This is a genomic window from Collinsella sp. CLA-ER-H9 (assembly GCF_040092295.1).
Classification (GTDB): Bacteria; Actinomycetota; Coriobacteriia; order Coriobacteriales; family Coriobacteriaceae; genus Collinsella.
In genome coordinates this window covers 135,252-153,133 of the sequence record NZ_JBBNLV010000003.1, presented here as the reverse complement: position 1 = coordinate 153,133, position 17,882 = coordinate 135,252, and the positions used below count along the sequence as shown (strand labels likewise).

Sequence of the window (17,882 nt, the reverse complement as noted above, 5' to 3'; positions counted from 1 at the left end):
ATCGAACCGAAAAGGAGCTCTGCATGGATCCCAACAAGCGTCCCGACGACATGGTGCGTATCACCACTCCCGAACTTGCCCAGGTGTTCATCGATGAGCAGGTCGCTGTAATCCGCGAGCAGATTGGCGACAAGAAGGTCCTGCTGGCTCTTTCCGGCGGCGTCGACAGTTCGGTTGTCGCGGCCCTGCTCATCAAGGCCATCGGCAAGCAACTCATCTGCGTGCACGTGAACCACGGCCTGATGCGCAAGGGCGAGAGCGAGCAGGTCGTCGACGTCTTCAAAAATCAGATGGATGCCAACCTGGTTTACGTTGACGCCACCGACCGCTTCCTGGACAAGCTCGTGGACGTCGAGGAGCCCGAGGCCAAGCGTAAGATTATCGGCGCCGAGTTCATTCGCGTGTTCGAGGAGGAGGCCCGCAAGGTTGGCGATGAGGTCAGCTTCCTCGCCCAGGGCACCATCTATCCCGACATCCTGGAGTCCCAAGACGGCGTGAAGGCTCACCACAACGTGGGCGGTCTGCCCGAGGACCTGCAGTTTGAGCTCTGCGAGCCCGTCAAGCTGCTGTACAAGGACGAGGTCCGCGTCGTTGGCCGCGAGCTCGGTCTGCCCGAGAACATGGTCGAGCGTCAGCCGTTCCCCGGCCCCGGCCTGGGCGTCCGCTGCCTTGGTGCCATCACCCGCGACCGTCTTGAGGCGCTGCGCGAAGCCGACGCCATCGTGCGCGAGGAGATCGACAAGGCCGGTCTGACCATCTGGCAGTATTTTGCCGTCGTGCCCGACTTCCGCGCAACCGGCGTGCGCGAGGGCAAGCGCGCCTACGATTGGCCCTGTATCATCCGCTGCATCAACACCGTCGATGTCATGACCGCCGAGGTACCTGAGCTCGACTGGGCGTTGCTCAAGCGCATTACCGCCCGCGTCACCGCCGAGGTTCCCGGCATCTGCCGCGTGTGCTACGACCTCACGCCGAAGCCCGTCGGCACGGTGGAGTGGGAGTAGGCTTCTACTCTTTTGGGCGAATTGCATTGACAGGGAGGGGGTCCCGCGCAAACGTGTGCGGGACCCCTTTCGTTTTACTGTTCGGTTAATGCTGCGGATCGTTTTGGAAGGCTTGCGAGCATAGTGGTCCCGTTCTCGGAACTTGCTTCGACCTCTACAGCGCCACCGTGAAGCGCTGCAATCTCCCAAACGAGCGCGAGTCCGAGTCCTGCGCCGCCGTATGCCCTGCTGCGGGATTTATCCAGGCGAAAGAACGGTTGGAAGATGCTCTCGCGGTACTGCTTGGGTATTCCCGGGCCCTGGTCCTCGACTCGCAGGAACACGCGGCTGTTGTTGTCGCAGATGGAGACGTTGACAGTCGAGCCGGGGCGGCTGTAACGGATGGCATTTTCGACCAGGTTAAACACCAGCCGATAGAGGAGCGTGTCGCTCCCGATTACTAAAGCGTCTCCAGCACAATTGAGGGCTATGCCCTTATTTTCGGCAAGTGGCGCAAGGTCGGTGAGGACCTCTTCGGACAAGGGACCAAGTTCAACATCGTCCTCGCAAGGAACGCTGCGGAGCTCACTCATCTCGAGCAACACCTTGGTCATCCGCGACATCCGCTCAGTTTGTTCTTGTAGCAGGCCGAGCAGCTCGGCTGTTTCGGGTTGCAAACCGGAGTGCTCGGAGATGAATAGTTCAATCTGTGCTTGCATAAGGGCGAGCGGGGTGCGAAGCTCGTGTGCGGCGTTGCCGGTAAACTGACGCTGTGCAGAGAACCCTTCGCCAAGACGAGCGATCATGTCGTTGAAAGAGGCGCTGCATCGTTGTAGCTCGGTGGGCACATCTTCATTGAGTCTGATTTCGCTTAGGTTGTCAGGTTGCACACGCTCAACCTGAGCTGCAAAAGCCCGTAGCGGTTTGAGTGCACGGCCGCTCACAAAGTATGCCAGCGCGCCGCCAAGGAGTGTGACTCCAGCCGTGATGTACCAGGTTGTCGTGCCAAAAGACTCCTGTGCGTCGTTTACGACGATCGTGACCTTTTCATCGAGGGTCGCTTTCGTTGGGTCGAACGCTTGGGGCGAATCTTCACCGGTTGCGTTAAAGGCCGAGATGTCACTGCCGATGGCATCCATGTAGCGCATACCCGTATAGCCGACCAGGCAGTTCGTCAGCACGCACGCCGCGCACGTCAGCAGTGCCGTCATGATCGTTATGCGCCATTGCAGCGAAAGCCCTTTCATTCGCCATCCTCCATAACGTAGCCCTCTCCAATCCGATTGCGAATCGGGTCGTATCCCAAAGCGCCGCGCAACTTTTTTCGGAGCGACGAGATGTGAACGCGGGTTGCGTTGCTAAAGCTGTTCACGGTGCTATCCCAAACGTGCTCTATAAGCTCCTCTTGGCTTACCGGTCGCCCCTGATTAAGCATCAGGTATTCCAAGATTCCCGTTTCCTTGCGTGTAAGAGATAGAGCCTCACTGTCCACGGAAGCGATGCGCGCCTTGGTGTCAAAGTTGAGCTTTCCGCAGGTTAATACTATGTCGCTTTGTGCGAAGCGCCTGAGGGTAAGGCTGCGGATCCTTGCCGCAAGTTCGTCCAGATGAAACGGCTTGGTAAGGTAATCGTTGGCGCCGGCATCGAGTCCGGCAACTTTATCGGATACTTCGCCACGTGCGGACAGAATCAGTACCTTGGTCTCGCAGTCGGTTTTCCTAAGTTCCCTGAGCACGGTCATGCCGTCGATACGGGGGAGATTGAGGTCGAGCACCACGAGGTCAAAGACTTCGACGCCCAGCAGGTCGAGCGCCTCCTGTCCATCGTGACAGCAGTCGACGCTGTACGCCAAGTTTCGCAAGCTGTGCGCGATTGCATCGCACAGTGCTCGCTCGTCTTCGACGATCAAAATACGCATAACAGTCTCCTTGCACATTCCATATCGCGCTTAACACGGATTTTATAGCCGATATGGTCCAATGGTCGCGTAACGAAAGGAGTGGTCGTGTTGTTCAAAGCGGTAAAACCCGTGGTACAGGTCGCTTTGTTGATCGTCGGAATTACCATGGTGTGCTTTGGTGTTATGCGTGGCGAGGCGGATGCCGTGCTGGCCAAAGCGATTAGGCTGTGCTTGGAGTGTATCGGAATTGGATAAAAGAGAAAACACTGCGTCGCATGTTTTGGCCCGATTTCGCGGATTCATTCAGGCGGCGGCGACGCTTGCGGCCAATATTCATCTGCCCAATTTTGCCAAGGGAGGCATTTACCAAGGGGCGGGCAAGGCCGTCTGTGTGCCGGGACTCAACTGCTACTCGTGTCCGGCGGCTTCGGGTGCGTGTCCCATCGGCTCGTTTCAGTCGGTGGTGGGCTCGTCTAAGTTTAGCTTTTCGTATTACGTCACCGGAACGCTCATTCTGATCGGCGTACTGTTGGGGCGTTTTGTATGCGGCTTTTTGTGCCCGTTTGGATGGCTGCAGGAACTTCTACACAAGATTCCCGGCAAAAAGCTATCAACGAAAAAGCTCAAGCCGCTCACGTACATCAAGTATGCCGTGCTGCTGTTTGCCGTGGTGCTGCTGCCTGTCTTGGTGGTCAACGATGTGGGCATGGGCGACCCGTTCTTTTGCAAGTACATCTGCCCACAGGGCGTGCTCGAGGGCGCGATTCCGCTGTCCATCATGAACGTGGGAATCCGCTCTGCGCTGGGAAAGCTCTTTACCTGGAAGCTCGCGATCCTCATTGTGGTTGCGGTGCTGAGCGTGCTGTTCTACCGCCCCTTCTGCAAATGGATCTGCCCCCTCGGCGCGTTTTATGCGCTCATGAACAAGGTGTCGTTGTTGGGGATTCAGGTTGACCAGTGCAAATGCGTTTCGTGCGGCAAGTGCGCCAAGGTGTGTCTGATGGACGTGGACGTTACGCGTACGCCCGACCATGCCGAGTGCATTCGTTGCGGCAAATGCGTGGGTACGTGCCCCGTCGATGCCATTAGCTTTCGCTACGGGCTGGGCGTGACGGGCGACAAGACCGCGCAGTCCGCGCAGGACTGCGAAAACAAATAGGTACCTATTAAGCTTCGATACAACGGAGGAACCATGAAACTGTCGAAAATTGCGGCCCTGTTGATGCTGCCCGTGCTGGCGCTGACTCTCGCGGCGTGCTCTGCCCCCAAGGGCGACGCGAAGGATGCCACGAGCGGCGATGCGCAGATTGCCGAGCTTGTGGCACAAAAGCCGTCGAGCGCCGAGGAGGCGGCCGAGCTGTACCAGCAGCTGCTGCAAAAGGAAAACGAGATCTTTGCGAGCGATAACGCCCTATGGGAAAAGGTATTCAATGCTGCAAATAAAGACTCGGCAATGATTGAGGACGGTAGCAATTACGGCGACTTTTTGCTTGATACCATCGAGGGCGCCAAGGATCAGTTTACGGCTGACGAGCTCAAGACGCTTAAGGCCGGCGCACAGCAGGTCAAGGAGATCGAGGATAAGCTCATGGCGCTGGAGAAGGAGTTTCCCGGATGCGGCAGCACGCCCGGCGAGGGGGAGAGCGTCGATGCCTCGACCGCAGGCATGACCAACGGCGAGAGCGGGGAGACGAAGTTCCCCAGCTTTAAGGGCAAGGACTTGGACGGCAACGATGTAAACAGCGACGAGCTGTTCTCCAAGAACAAGGTCACCGTCATGAACTTCTGGTTTACCACCTGCAAGCCGTGCGTGGGAGAGCTGGGCGATCTGGAGAAGCTCAACAAGGAGCTTGCCGAGAAGGGCGGCCAGGTCGTGGGCGTTAATTCCTTTACGCTCGATGGCAACAAAGACGAGGTGGCCGATGCCAAGGACGTGCTTTCCAAGAAGGGCGTGACGTATAAGAACATCTGGTTTAAGTCGGACAGCGAGGCCGGAAAGTTCACCTCCAACCTGTACTCGTTCCCGACCACCTACGTGATCGACCAGAACGGTAACATTGTGGGAGAGCCGATCATGGGCGGCATCAACTCCGCCGAGCAGCGAGAGGCGCTCAACAAACTGATCGATCAGGCGCTCGCGAAGAGCGAGCAGTAGATTCGTGGGACAGGCAACTGAAGGGGAGTCGCTGGAAACAGCGACTCTTTTTTTCTGCTTCGGGGTAGCATCATGGGTATACGTCGAAAGGGCACGCAGCTTTTCGTGCATTGCCTGAGCGGTGCGCGAAGCAACCAAGCTGTGAGTTTTCTTAAGCGTTCTGGGTATGGCAGTGTCAAGAATATCGGCGGCATAAGCGGCTACACGGGAAAGGTGGTGCGTTAGCTATGAAGGTGGTTATCGTTGGAGGCGTCGCGGGCGGCGCATCGGCGGCGGCACGTTTGCGCAGACTCGACGAGCAGGCCCAAATTGTCATCTTTGAGCGCACGGGTTTTGTATCGTATGCCAACTGTGGGCTTCCGTACTACATTGGCGGCGTGATAGAAGAAGAGAGTGCATTGACGCTGCAGTCTCCCAAGGGCTTTTGGGATCGCTTTCGCATTGCGGTCAAGACGAGTCACGAGGTGTTTGCCATCCATCCCGATTCGCATACGGTCGAGGTTCGCAATATGCTGACGGGCGAGGAATTTGTCGAGACGTATGACAAGCTCATCCTGTCGCCGGGTGCAAAGCCGATTCGCCCTGCGTTGCCGGGCATCGACTCGGATAAAATCTTTAGCCTACGCACCGTTGAGGACACGCTGCGTATTCATAGCTATGTTCGAGAGCGGCGACCGAGCAGTGCCGTCGTGATCGGCGGCGGCTTCATTGGCGTCGAGACGGCGGAGAATCTGTGCGAGCTGGGGCTCCAGGTGACCCTTCTGCAGCGTCCCGTCCAGCTTATGAACAACCTGGATTACGACATGGCGACCCTTTTGCATACCGAGGTGCGTGAGCACGGTATCGATCTGCGCCTCAAGGCCGATGTGACAGGTTTTGAGGAAGTTGATGGCCGCGTTGTCACCCATGTTGCGGGCGATGACCCTATCGGAGCCGATATGGTGCTGCTTGCCATTGGCGTGGCACCTGAGAGCCATCTGGCGCAAGAGGCGGGGCTCGAACTGGGCATCAAGGGGGCTATTGTGGTCAACGACCGCATGGAGACCTCTGCTGCCGACGTGTATGCCGTGGGCGATGCCGTGCAGGTCACGCATCAGGTGACCGGCGAGGACGCGGTCATTTCGCTCGCCGGCCCCGCCAACAAGCAGGGGCGTGTCGTCGCCGATGTCATAGCCGGCATGGACAGCTGCTACCTCGGATCGTTGGGCTCATCGGTTATCAAGGTATTCGACTTGACGGCGGCAAGCACGGGACTATCCGAAAAGGCAGCACGCGCGGCGGGAATTGACTGCGACAGCGTGGTCCTGTCGCCCGGTTCGCATGCGGGTTATTATCCGGGTGCAACGCCCATGACCATGAAGGTTGTCTTCGAGAAGCAGGGATTGCGCCTGCTGGGTGCGCAAATCGTGGGCATCGATGGTGTGGACAAGCGTATCGACGTTCTGGCGACTGCCATCCAGGCAGGCATGCGCGGCGATAGGCTTAAGGATTTGGACCTAGCATACGCGCCGCCGTATTCATCGGCGAAGGATCCCGTCAATATGGCGGGCTTTATGATCGAGAACCTCAATCGCGGCATACTGGCGCAGTGGCATTGGGAGGATGAGCCCAACTTGCCACGCGATGGCAGCGTGCAGCTGCTCGATGTTCGTACGGAAGGGGAGTATGAGCGCGGGCATATTGATGGTTTCGTAAACATTCCCGTCGATGATCTGCGCAATCGCCTGGGCGAGCTCGACCGGGCCAAGCCGGTCTACGTGATTTGCCAGAGCGGCATTCGCAGCTACATTGCTTGCCGCATTTTGGCGCAGCATGGCTTTGAGTGCTTTAACTTCTCGGGCGGCTATCGCTTCTTTGCAGCCGTGACTGAGGCTCGCCGCGGCAGCGCTAACGTTATGCCGTGCGGGCTCGAAAAGTAGCGCGCATTGGAATGTGACAAAGTGACAGCCTCTTTGTCGCATCGGGGATGTTATATGCGGGATGGTGCGCCATGCGGCGTGCTGTCCCGTTCGTTTTTTGGCGCGGTTCGTTACATTCCTCACTGGTATCGGCCAAAAATGAGGATAGAGTAGGACAAACGCGCCGAACGTGAACGGCGGGGGAGCGGGCGAGCGCGCCCGCGCGAGAGAGGTTGCCGTCCATGCTGGATCTCAGAGTTATTTGCAAAAGGTACGTTACGCAGTCGTTTACGCAGGTAGCGCTCGACAGCGTAAGCCTGTCTTTTCGCGATAACGAGTTTGTAGCCATCCTGGGTCCCTCGGGTTCGGGTAAAACTACGATGCTCAACGTCATTGGTGGACTCGACCATTTCGATTCGGGCGACCTGCTGATCGATGGCATCTCGACCAAGGATTTCAGCGACCGCGATTGGGATGCCTACAGAAACAATCGCATTGGCTTTGTGTTCCAGAGCTATAACCTCATTCCGCATCAGACCATTTTGGAAAACGTGGAGCTGGCGCTCACGCTCACGGGCGTGGGACATGCCGAGCGCCGCCAGCGTGCGCGCGAGGCGTTGGAGAAAGTCGGCTTGGGCGAGCACGTTAACAAGCGCCCGAGCCAGCTTTCGGGCGGGCAGATGCAGCGCGTGGCCATCGCCCGCGCCTTAATCAACGATCCCGAGATTGTGCTGGCTGACGAGCCGACCGGCGCCTTGGACTCAACGACATCCGTACAGGTCATGGATTTGCTCAAGGATGTTGCGCGCGATCGTTTGGTCATCATGGTCACGCACAATCCCGAGTTGGCATACAGGTACGCCACGCGCATCGTCACCCTGGCGGACGGCAAGATCACCGACGATTCAGATCCCTTTGATGCTGCCGAGGCCGCGCGTCGCGAGGCCAAGCCCACGCGCAAAACCTCGATGAGCTTTGTGACGGCGCTGGGGCTTTCTGCCCGAAACCTCATGACCAAGAAGGGCCGTACGGCCATGACTGCCTTTGCAGGTTCGATTGGCATTATTGGCATCGCAGCGATTCTGGCGCTGTCCAACGGCGTAAACGGCTACATCAAAAAGGTCGAGGAGGACACGCTCTCGAGCTACCCGCTTACGATTTCCAAACAAGATTATGACCTGTCATCCATGATGGGCGGGCATGGGGCTACCGATGAGGAGGCGTCCAAGGGCGAGGGCTCGTCCGATGACGCCACCGGTGGCAAAGATAAGGGAACCGATAAGATCCCTGTGGTCACGGCCGTAAAAGACATGTTCGCAAGCGTTAAATCTAACGATATGACGAGCTTTAAGGCATGGCTCGATGCCGGTGGCGACGGTATCAATAAAGAGGTCAATGCTATCCAGTACGGCTATGGCGTGACGCCGGTTGTCTATCGTGCCGGGAATGGCGATGAGAAGCCTGTCCGGCTGGTGCCCAACGCCATGACCGAGGCCATGAGCGGAGGCGCGAGCTCGGCGGCAACGGTGAGCATGGATTCCATGGGAACCTCGGTCTTTAACGAGATGATTGACGACCAGAGCCTGCTCGACAGCCAGTACGATGTCGTTGCCGGCCATTGGCCTACGTCCGCCAACGAGGCCGTGATGGTGCTTTCGAGCCGCGGAACGGTGGGCGACTACACGCTCTACAGTATCGGCGCGCTGGATATCGATGAGCTCAACGACCTGGTTAACAGTGCCATGACGGCCGACGGCAAGGTCAAGACGCCCAAGACCGGCAGCGACTTTACCTACGACGATGCACTGTCCACGACGTTTAAGGTGTTGTCGCCGGCCGATGCCTATCGCAAAAACGAAGAGACCGGCATGTGGACTGACATGTCTGGCGACGCCGACTTTATGAAAGCCAAGGTTGCCGACGGTATTGACGTGCGCATTGTGGGCGTGGTGCGACCCAACGAGACGGCAAACGCGAGCGCATTGTCCCCGGGCATTGTCTATACGCATGCGCTGACTCGCCAGCTTATGGAGCGTGCTGCCGATTCGCAGATTGTGCAGGAGCAGCTTGCCCACCCCGAGACGGATGTCTTTACGGGCAAAACCTTTGACGAGTTGCAAGGCGAGGCCAAGCAAGGCGTGGATCTGGGCAGTATGTTCAGTGTGGACGAGGCGGCGCTGAAGAGCGCGTTCTCTCTCGATTCGTCTGCGCTCTCGGGCGCGGCCGGCGGTATAGACCTTTCTGGTATCGACTTGTCCGGGCTGGACCTTGACCTTTCGGGCGTTGGGAAGGACATCGACTTCAGCGACATCATGGCCAAAGCGCCGGCCCCAGATTTCTCGGGCATCTTTGACGGTCTTGAGCTCACGCCCGAGCAAATGCAGCAGGTGGGAGCGCTTGCCAACCAGCTGTTTGAGGGCTTTATGCAGTCCGATCAGTTTAAGGCGCTGTCGCCCGAAGATCTTAAGGATGCGTCAAAGCTTGCTGCCGCATTCTCAGCGTACCTTGAGAATGATGTCGCAGCCCAGCAATACCTGGCTCAGCTCAGGGCGCTTGGCGGCGATGCCCTGGCCGAGCGTCTGCAGCAGGTGATGGGCGACTATGTGCAAAAGCAGCTGGCTCCGTATTTGCAGCAGTCTATGGATCAGGTGATGAAGGCGGTCAGCGAGCAGATTGCCACGACGGTATCGTCCCAGCTCAAGGCGGGCGCGGCAGGGCTCATGGGCCAGATGGCGACGCAGATGTCATCGAGTTTTGCCAACCTGGCGAGCGCTATGCGTGTGGATGCGAGCGCCTTTGCGCGTGCCATCCATTTCAACATGGACGCCGAGGACCTGAGTTCGCTCATGATGGGCTATGCCAAGGCGTCGAAGCTCACCTACGACAACAATCTGACCACGTTGGGCTATGCGGACGAGGCAGACCCCATCTCGGTCAAGATTTTCCCGCGCGACTTTGAGGCCAAGGAGCGCGTACTCGATCACATCGACGCGTACAACAAGCAGGTCAAAGCCGCTGGCCACGATGAGCAGGCAATCTCGTACACCGACTACATGGGCATCATCATGGGCTCGGTAACCGACATCGTGAACACCATCAGCTTGGTGCTCATCGCATTTGTGAGCATCAGTTTGGTGGTGAGCTCCATCATGATCGGCATCATCACCTACATCAGCGTACTGGAGCGCAAAAAGGAGATTGGCATCCTGCGCGCGATCGGCGCGTCCAAGCGCAACGTGGCCAACGTGTTCAACGCCGAGACCTTTATCGAAGGCCTCATTGCCGGCGTCTTTGCCATTGTCGTCGTAGTGACCGTGAGCTTTCCGGTTAATGCCTGGGCACTTGCCGCCAAGCAGGTACCCAATCTGATGAGCCTGCCCCTGCGGGATGCGCTGATGCTCATTGCAATTTCTGTGTTGCTGACGGTCGTTGCCGGCCTGCTGCCGGCCCGCAGCGCATCCAAGAAAGACCCTGTGGAAGCCCTACGCTCCGAATAATGTGACAAAGGGACTGTCCCTTTGTCACATTGGGGGCCCAATTACCGTTCGGCACGTTAAGGGTCCCCGCTCCCCGCTTAACACTTGACGAAGAATCTCCATCTTTATATACCTATCGGTAGGCATATAGGTTGCATTGCCGATAGAAACGGAGTAACCATGACTCTCATCGCACCAGCCGAAAAGGACCGCCCCCGTGAGAGCGGCGCATTTGCTTGGATTGTCGTTATTGCGCTCGGTTTAATGTCTGCGGGAACAACCGGCACCTACAGCATCATTGCCGGCTCATTCATCGCTCCTGTATGTGAAGACCTGGGCTTTGACTACACTTCTTTCTCTTTCTATTTCACCGCGATTCTTCTTGGCCTTGCGCTTGGGCTTCCGCTTTTGAGTCGTTTCATTCCAAAAGTAATCGGCAAACCATGGCATATTTGCGTTGAACTCGTCCTTATTGCCGCCGGCGCCGCAATGGCGTTCTACACCGAGGTCTGGATGTTCATCGTCTCCGCCGCAGTGATCGGCATCTGCTTTTCGTTCACAACGGGTGTCTGCATGTCCGATGTCATTGACCAATGGTTCAGTAAATCGTCTGGTCTTGCCATCGGCCTTGCGTGGGGCGTTAATTCTCTCTGCACGCTGCTATTGAGTCCTGTCATTACACTGGTCATCGAGCAGCAAGGCTGGCGTACGGGTTACATCGTACTTGCGGCCGTTTCTGCAGCCATGATATTGCCCACAAGCGCATTTATCATTCGCCTTAAGCCTTCTGATCGCAATATGCTTCCGTACGGAGAGACTACCTCCGAAACCCATGAGAGCTACAGCGCCGATGAAAAGGAAGATGTCTCTTCGGGCATGGCGCTCCGCGATGCCGCGAAAACGCCATCTTTTATTCTCTGCGCCCTTCTGCTCTGCGTGGCGCAACTCACCTGCTGCATGAACCAGCTGTTCCCGACCTATGCAAGCGAGGTCGGCTTCAATCCCATCGTAGGAAGCTTAATGGTCTCGGCAGCTTCGTTCTCCGACATCTTCCTAAATCCCTTCGTAGGCAAAACATGTGACAAGCTCGGCTCTATTAAAGCAACGGTCGCGTGGACAGGTGTCAGCATTTTTTCGTTCCTGCTTCTCATCATTGGCGGAAGCAATGAGACTGTTTCAATCATTGCAGCTGGCGTAAACGACGTCATGTTCGCCATCGTTGGAACTGCAATGCCGATGATTCTCCTCTCGCTCTTCGGATCACGCGATTTTGGAAGGATCTATTCGATTATTTGCTCAGCGGGCTATGTTGTCGGAGCTTTCGGAATGCCAGTCATGATGAAGGTTTACGGTATGGCAGGGTCTTTCCAAGGAGTATTCGTCTTCTGTATCATCTGCAACCTTCTGATTGCGACATTTGCTTTAGTTTCCGGTCTCCTCAATAAGACTACCGCGAAATAACCTGACCAACGAACTGCCCTTCAGCCCTGTCATTTGTCTCCGCAAGTTAAAACGAAATTGGGGCCGATTCCAACATAGCTGGAATCGGCCCCAATTTCTATTCAACAACTTTTGCAATCATCGCGAACACGGGTTTCGAACCATTCCGCGACCTCGCAAGTCGTCGCATCGCGCTTGCCAAGGTGCCTCTGTTATTACGCGCCTATTTAAACATGAGTTCGACGATCCCTGCCCAAACAGCCTTTTCATCGATGTCTTCATCTTGGGCAACGGTATTGCTCGCTCCCTCAAGTACGGTGTAAAGAATCTGCACGTACAGCATGACGTCTGTTTCATCGGAAAACGCGCCAATTTCTAGGCCATGGAGAAGGATGTCTTTAAGCGCGTCCATAGTTCGGTTGATCGCCGTTGCCTGACGTTCCTGAACTGCAGGGATTCGATTTGCCTGAATACTGACCTCGGCCAGCACGCGACGGCGCTTTTCATCACTACGATAGCCACCTATAACCGAATTGCCGAGCTCGATAAGCGCCGCCTTGAATCCGTCCCTATCGACTATTAGCGAGTAGTCGCGCTGATAGTCGATAGTCGGAAACATACTATCTAAGAGCGTGGTGAAAATATCCTCTTTAGAGGGAAAGTAGTAGTACACCGATGGCTTGGATATACCGACACGGTCGCAGATTTTTCCAATGGACGCCTTGTCGTAACCGACTTCTGCCACAAGATCATACATTGCGTCCAATATTTTTCCCTTTGTGCTCACGCTTCACTTCTCCATTGCAAATCACTTCCGCATTGCCAACATTATTAAGAATGGCAACGGAACATCAATTCGTGTCCAAACACGACCACTATAAACGGTGAACGGTAGGTATCGACAGGCGAATGGCAATTATACAAAAACACCTACCGAACGGTAGGTATAGTAGTACTATAGCTGGTGTAACCCCGCTATTGTCGCGGCCGGACAGCATTGCGGGAAACCCGACGGAAGGACCAACCATGTACGAGAACTATCGTATGCCGGGCGAGTTTGAGAAACGCTCCAACGTCTATGTGACATGGCTTCCCGATTACATTCGCGCAGAGGGCTTCGATAATCGCCAGCCCTGCGTTGACGTAATTAAAGCTTTGCTTGAGTATGGCGACGTTACGGTCAACCTCAACTGTGGCACCCCCGGCTCCTACGAGGAAGCCTGCTCGCGCCTTAAAGAAGAAGGGGTGGATCTCGACCGTATCCAGATTACGCAGTTCGAAGACTCCAACTTCTACGTTCGCGACAACGGCCCCAGCATCATGGTCGACGACGAAGGCCATTCCTATATGGTCAACCCCGCTTGGACCTATTATGGCGTGTGGGACAAGAACTCCCCAGAGTGCCAGTCCGCACGCAGGGCAGCTGTTCACATGGCGGTTGCGCTCGGGTGCTTCGATATCGTCAATTCCGAAATGGTTTCGGAGGGCGGCGACCGCGAGTTTGACGGTCACGGCACCCTGATCGCCATCGAGGACACGGAATGCCGCAAGCGCAATCCCGAGTTCTCAAAAGAGGAAGTGGAGGCCGAGTACAAGCGCATCTACAACCTCAACAAGGTTATCTGGCTGCCGCAGCCTATGCTTGAGGACGACGACTATCGACTGGGCATCCTCGACGAGAAGGAAGATGGAACTCCTGTCTTCGGCATGAGCTTCGCCGCCCACATCGATGAGATGTGCCGCTTTATCACCCCGAACAAGATTCTTCTTGCCGAGGTATCCGATGAGGAGGCCGCCTCGAGCAAGGCGGGCGCGGAATCGCGTCGTCGCATCGACGCCGCCTACGAGATTCTACGCGCCGAGACGGACTGGGAGGGCAAGCCCTTCGAAATCGTCCGCATGCCCACTGCCGAGCCGATCGAGGTTGTCATCGCCCCCGGCGACGAGGACTACGAGCTGTATAAGGGCTTCATCGACGAAATGGGCGGCAAGTTCATGGATGGCACCCCTTGGCCCGAAGGCCCCGTTCACTTTTATGCCGCAGCAAGCTACTGCAACTTCCTCATCTGCAACGGCGTCGTTCTTGGCCAGCGTTATTACCACGAAGGCATGAGCGAAGTCGTGAAGGAGAAGGACGAGCAGGCCAAGGCGGTTCTTGAGAGCTGCTTCCCCGATCGCAAGGTCATCATGATCGACTCTCTCGCGCTTAACCTGTCCGGCGGCGGCGTGCACTGCTGGACCAAGGACGTGGCCGCCAGCTGCTAGCAAGTTCTTAAACTTGCGCTGCCTGATCCAAGCGCCACATTTACAGTCCCCGAGGGATATCCGTGTTTCCCTCGGGGGCGCATTCGACACTTACCATCAAACAATTGAAAGGAAATAGGCATGAACAACAGCCTTCGCGGTCGCGACTACCTCAACATCCACGATCTTTCCTCTGAGGATTTCCGTTACCTCATCGATCTTGCCTGGAACCTCAAGGCCCAGAAAAAGTCCGGTGTCGACCAGCGCTACTTCCCCGGCAAGAACGTTCTCGCCAACTTTGAGTGGGGCTCGACCCGCACTCGTTGCGCCTTTGAGACCTCTTGCAACGACCTGGGCATGGGCTTCACCTATCTGACCAACTCCCACATGGGCGATTGCGAGACCATCGAGGATGCCATGCGCGTCTTCAACGGCATGTATGATCTCATTGTCTATCGTGCACAAAAGGACGAGCAGTTCCTCTATGATGTCGCCGACTTGGTCGATATTCCAGTCATCAATGCCCTCACCCTCGGCGATCACCCGACCCAGATGCTCGCTGACGCTCTCACGATGGAGGAGCAGTGGGGTGGTCTGCGCACGAGCCGTGGCAAGAAGATGGCCTTCGTTGGCAACTGCGCCGGCGCCCCCGTGTGGTATGGCCGTCTGTGCGCGATGCTCGACATGGACTTCCTCGCCATCGGCCCCGACGACCTCCGTCACCAGATGTGCAAGGAAATGATCGAGGAGGTTGAGGCCTGCTACGCCAAGTACGCGCCTAACAGGACCTTCACCATCACCTCTGACCTTGATGCTCTGGACGGTGTCGACGTAATCGTTACCGAGGAGTGGCGCTACATCAACCCCGAGTGCGGCGACGAGGTTCTGGACCCCGACGACTACAACTCTTGGCTTGGCGACGCCGAGTCCCTGTACCCCTATCGCGTCACCAGTGAGCTGTGCAAGCGCACCAACAACCCCGACATCTTCTGCATGCACGAGCTCCCCTCTGTTCACAACGCAAATCACCGCGTTGGCAAGATGTTGCTCGACCAGTGCAAGAACGACCTGCATCGTGAAATCATCACCGAGGGCTTTGAGATTGCGGACGAGTGCTTTGAGGCCAACGCGTCGGTCATCTTCCGTGAGGCAGAGAACCGTCAGCACACCATTAAGGCCGTTATGTGCGCCCTTCTGGGTCTCTAGGAGCTGTATCAATGGAAAATGCAAAGTTAAAGAGCAGCAAGGTTTACGCATGGGTTCTCGTGATCGCGCTCGGCCTCATGTCTGCCGGTACGACCGGATCCTATAGCGTAATCGCTGGCTCCTTCGTCGCGCCCGTGTGCGAGGAGTTCGGATTTGACTACTCCATCTTCTCGTATTACTTCACTGCAACGCTCATTGGTCTTGCAGCGGCTCTTCCGTTTGTCGGAAAACTCATCCCCAAGGTTGTTGGCAAGTTTTGGCTCCCCGTCGTCGAGCTTATTCTGCTCGCCGCTGGCGCAGGCATGGCCTTCTACACCGAAGTCTGGATGTTCATCGCAGCTGGTGCTTTGATTGGCGTTTGCTTCGCCTTCACTACCGGCGTCGCCATGTCCGATGTTATTGACCAGTGGTTCAAAAAATCTGGCGGCCTGGCAATTGGTCTCGCTTGGGCAGTGAACTCGATTTACATGCTCATCATGAGTCCCGTCATCACCTCTGTCATTGAGGCTGCTGGCTGGAGGACTGGTTATCTGGTGCTCGCTGGCGTCTCCGCCGTGCTCATTCTTCCCGCTTCCATCCTGATCATCCGCTATAAGCCCCGGGACAAGGGCATGCTGCCCTATGGCTATGTCGAAGGCGAGACGGTCGCCGAGACCGAGGAGACGACCGAGGATAGTGCACGTGGCGTTAGCTACGCACGCGCTATTAAGTCGCCTGCATTCTTTTTCTGCATCGGCTTCCTCTGCCTCGTTCAGCTTACTTGCTGCATGAACCAGCTGTTCCCCACCTATGCCGCCGAGGTCGGCTTTAGCCCCATGGTGGGTGGCTTCATGGTTTCCGCCGCATCGCTGTTCGACCTGTTCCTCAACCCGATCGTCGGTACCACTTGCGATAAGTTTGGCAGCACCAAGGCCATTCTGAGCTGGCTCGCCGTCTCGATTCTCTCCTTTGTCATGCTCATGATGAGCAGCGGCAACTCGACGCTCAGCATTCTTGCTGCCGGTGTTAACGACGTCATGTACGTCATCGCCGGCACCGCTCTGACCGTTTTGGTGATGGACGTCTTTGGCTCCCGTGACTTTGGTCGCATCTTCGCGCTCATCTGCTCCGTGGGCTATATCGTCGGCGCCTTTGGCATGCCCGTCATGATGAAGGTATACGAGCTTGTCGGCTCCTTCCAGGGCGTTTTCATCTTCTGTATTGCATGCAACGTCATCATCGGTCTGTTCTTGCTGCTGGCAAAGAAGACTGGTAAGAGCCTCTCTTGGGACGAATAGTTCGATTCGTCTTAGTCATACGCTGTAGGAGTTAATCTGCAGCAGCTTTAGGGCATCGGCTAACGCCGGTGCCCTTTTTCATGGAATGTGACAAAGGGACAGTCCCTTTGTCACATTTGCGCCTAGCTCGTTTTGCCCATCAGCGTAATACGGACGCTTGGATGGGTGTACTCGTCAAACTCGTCCTCGGGATCCGTATCAAACGAGTAATACGTTTTGATGAGGTCGTCACTCGTCCTGATAGAGATTCTCTCGTAGAGTGAGCCGTTCAAAAATGCCTGCCTAAACTCTTTGGGGAGTTTCTGCGGTGCCAAGAGCTCGGGGCTCACCGTCTTGACGTCAACGGTTTGAACGGCAGAGGAAAGCTCGTCAAGCTCGCGTTCGATGCGGGCAAGGTTATCCTCGAGGCTCGCGCTGGGGTCGACCTCTGCCGCGTAGCTCACTTCCTTGAGCGTCCCCTTGTTGTCAAAGTCCAGATACGTATAGGTCTTCTGGGCGTCGGAGTCGCCTTCGTGCAGATAGCCGCGGACATGATAGCCGTAATCTTGATATCGCTCGTAGGGGTCATCGGCGGACACGTACTCGCATGCGGGCTCTAATGCTTTGCGGGCGATGGCGATCTGCTCGGCCGCGGCCGCGGCGTTCTGTTGCATCTCGATGTTTCCCTGCGCCAGCTGCGGGATATAGGCACCGCACACGATTGCGAGGGGCAGTGCCACAAGCGCGACGATCCACTTTTTTGCACGGGGGATAGGCACGCCACAGGCCTCTGCCATGGCCTTTGCGTTGGCAAAGCTTTCGGCAAGCACGTCTGCCGCGGTGGCGACGGCGCCTACGGCAGCGGCGACTTCTGCCGCGCCGCCCAGGTTGCGTGCGGTCTCGTTGTCGCTGTTCTTGAGCAGGCGCGCGGCGGCCTGCGTACCGATAACACCTGCGATTTGTGCCGAGCGGTCTTTCTCAGCCTGCTCAACGACGAGTCGGAGCTGCATTTCTTTCCACTGCTTGCCGCGCATGCCAAAGCGCGGCGCGAGCGCGCAGTAGCAGAAGATGGCGAGCTCGACGGCGGTGAGCGCCAAGGCGGTCATCATGCCCGTCTCCTGGAAGCTTTCATGATGGAAGACGATATCGTCAATCATTTCGAAGGGAATGATCAAAAAAGGCAGCACAAACGCCATGGCAAGCGCCGCGCCGGCAACCTTGGGACAGATGCAGTATCGCTGGATGCGCTTGCGTTCTTGTTCGGAAAGTGTAGCCATAGCTGCTCCTTGGTGTCGAGGCGGTCGTTGCGGCGCATGGGGTGCGG

General features: G+C 56.7%; 14 protein-coding genes. 10 read left to right on the top strand and 4 right to left on the bottom strand.

Translation table 11 applies throughout. The annotated features are described in order from the left end of the window. Nucleotides 1-23 precede the first annotated feature (23 nt). Nucleotides 24-1,004 carry a glutamine-hydrolyzing GMP synthase gene (gene guaA, locus AAAX73_RS03605; protein WP_349125032.1) on the top strand — a complete coding sequence of 327 codons (981 nt, stop codon included), beginning with the start codon at nt 24-26 and terminating at the stop codon, nt 1,002-1,004. 74 nt (nt 1,005-1,078) lie between these two features. On the opposite strand, the gene AAAX73_RS03600 is transcribed toward guaA, so the two are convergent. After that, nucleotides 1,079-2,230: an ATP-binding protein gene (locus AAAX73_RS03600; RefSeq protein WP_349125031.1), complete on the bottom strand. Its 1,152-nt coding sequence runs from the start codon at nt 2,228-2,230 to the stop codon at nt 1,079-1,081. Further along, the gene (locus tag AAAX73_RS03595) at nt 2,227-2,901 is read right to left on the bottom strand and encodes a response regulator transcription factor (protein ID WP_281491818.1); all 675 of its coding nucleotides are present in this window, start codon (nt 2,899-2,901) and stop codon (nt 2,227-2,229) included. Before AAAX73_RS03595 ends, AAAX73_RS03600 begins: the two co-directional genes overlap by 4 nt. Nucleotides 2,902-2,991: 90 nt before the next feature. Between AAAX73_RS03595 and AAAX73_RS03590 the strand changes: the two genes are divergently transcribed. The 6 genes from AAAX73_RS03590 (at nt 2,992) to AAAX73_RS03565 (ending at nt 11,873) form a co-directional block, all read left to right on the top strand. Further along, nucleotides 2,992-3,138 carry a CD1871A family CXXC motif-containing protein gene (locus tag AAAX73_RS03590; protein WP_035136962.1) on the top strand — a complete coding sequence of 49 codons (147 nt, stop codon included), beginning with the start codon at nt 2,992-2,994 and terminating at the stop codon, nt 3,136-3,138. Further along, nucleotides 3,131-4,042, top strand: coding sequence for a 4Fe-4S binding protein (locus tag AAAX73_RS03585; RefSeq protein WP_349125030.1), 912 nt, complete (start codon nt 3,131-3,133; stop codon nt 4,040-4,042). Before AAAX73_RS03590 ends, AAAX73_RS03585 begins: the two co-directional genes overlap by 8 nt. A gap of 33 nt (nt 4,043-4,075) precedes the next feature. After that, on the top strand, nt 4,076-5,038 hold the full coding sequence (locus tag AAAX73_RS03580; protein ID WP_089572830.1) for a redoxin domain-containing protein: 963 nt from the start codon (nt 4,076-4,078) through the stop codon (nt 5,036-5,038). A gap of 227 nt (nt 5,039-5,265) precedes the next feature. Then, nucleotides 5,266-6,957, top strand: a complete 1,692-nt coding sequence (locus AAAX73_RS03575; RefSeq protein WP_349125029.1) for an FAD-dependent oxidoreductase — start codon at nt 5,266-5,268, stop codon at nt 6,955-6,957. A 221-nt stretch (nt 6,958-7,178) separates the two neighbouring features. Then, the gene (locus tag AAAX73_RS03570) at nt 7,179-10,433 is read left to right on the top strand and encodes an ATP-binding cassette domain-containing protein (RefSeq protein ID WP_349125028.1); all 3,255 of its coding nucleotides are present in this window, start codon (nt 7,179-7,181) and stop codon (nt 10,431-10,433) included. A 159-nt stretch (nt 10,434-10,592) separates the two neighbouring features. Continuing rightward, entirely contained in the window at nt 10,593-11,873 is a 1,281-nt protein-coding gene (locus tag AAAX73_RS03565) for an MFS transporter (RefSeq protein WP_271807443.1), read from the top strand. 202 nt (nt 11,874-12,075) lie between these two features. On the opposite strand, the gene AAAX73_RS03560 is transcribed toward AAAX73_RS03565, so the two are convergent. Continuing rightward, nucleotides 12,076-12,639 (bottom strand): TetR/AcrR family transcriptional regulator, encoded by a 564-nt coding sequence (locus AAAX73_RS03560; protein ID WP_117563584.1) that lies wholly within the window; start codon nt 12,637-12,639, stop codon nt 12,076-12,078. A gap of 239 nt (nt 12,640-12,878) precedes the next feature. On the opposite strand from AAAX73_RS03560, the gene AAAX73_RS03555 reads away from it, so the two are divergent. The 3 genes from AAAX73_RS03555 (at nt 12,879) to AAAX73_RS03545 (ending at nt 16,579) form a co-directional block, all read left to right on the top strand. Beyond that, nucleotides 12,879-14,117 carry an agmatine deiminase family protein gene (locus AAAX73_RS03555; protein WP_117778961.1) on the top strand — a complete coding sequence of 413 codons (1,239 nt, stop codon included), beginning with the start codon at nt 12,879-12,881 and terminating at the stop codon, nt 14,115-14,117. 120 nt (nt 14,118-14,237) lie between these two features. Beyond that, nucleotides 14,238-15,302 (top strand): ornithine carbamoyltransferase, encoded by a 1,065-nt coding sequence (locus AAAX73_RS03550; protein ID WP_117635843.1) that lies wholly within the window; start codon nt 14,238-14,240, stop codon nt 15,300-15,302. 11 nt (nt 15,303-15,313) lie between these two features. Next, nucleotides 15,314-16,579, top strand: coding sequence for an MFS transporter (locus tag AAAX73_RS03545; protein WP_271807442.1), 1,266 nt, complete (start codon nt 15,314-15,316; stop codon nt 16,577-16,579). Nucleotides 16,580-16,701: 122 nt separating this feature from the next. Here the strand turns inward: AAAX73_RS03545 and AAAX73_RS03540 are convergent, their stop codons facing one another. After that, nucleotides 16,702-17,835, bottom strand: coding sequence for a hypothetical protein (locus tag AAAX73_RS03540; RefSeq protein ID WP_349125027.1), 1,134 nt, complete (start codon nt 17,833-17,835; stop codon nt 16,702-16,704). Nucleotides 17,836-17,882: the final 47 nt, after the last annotated feature.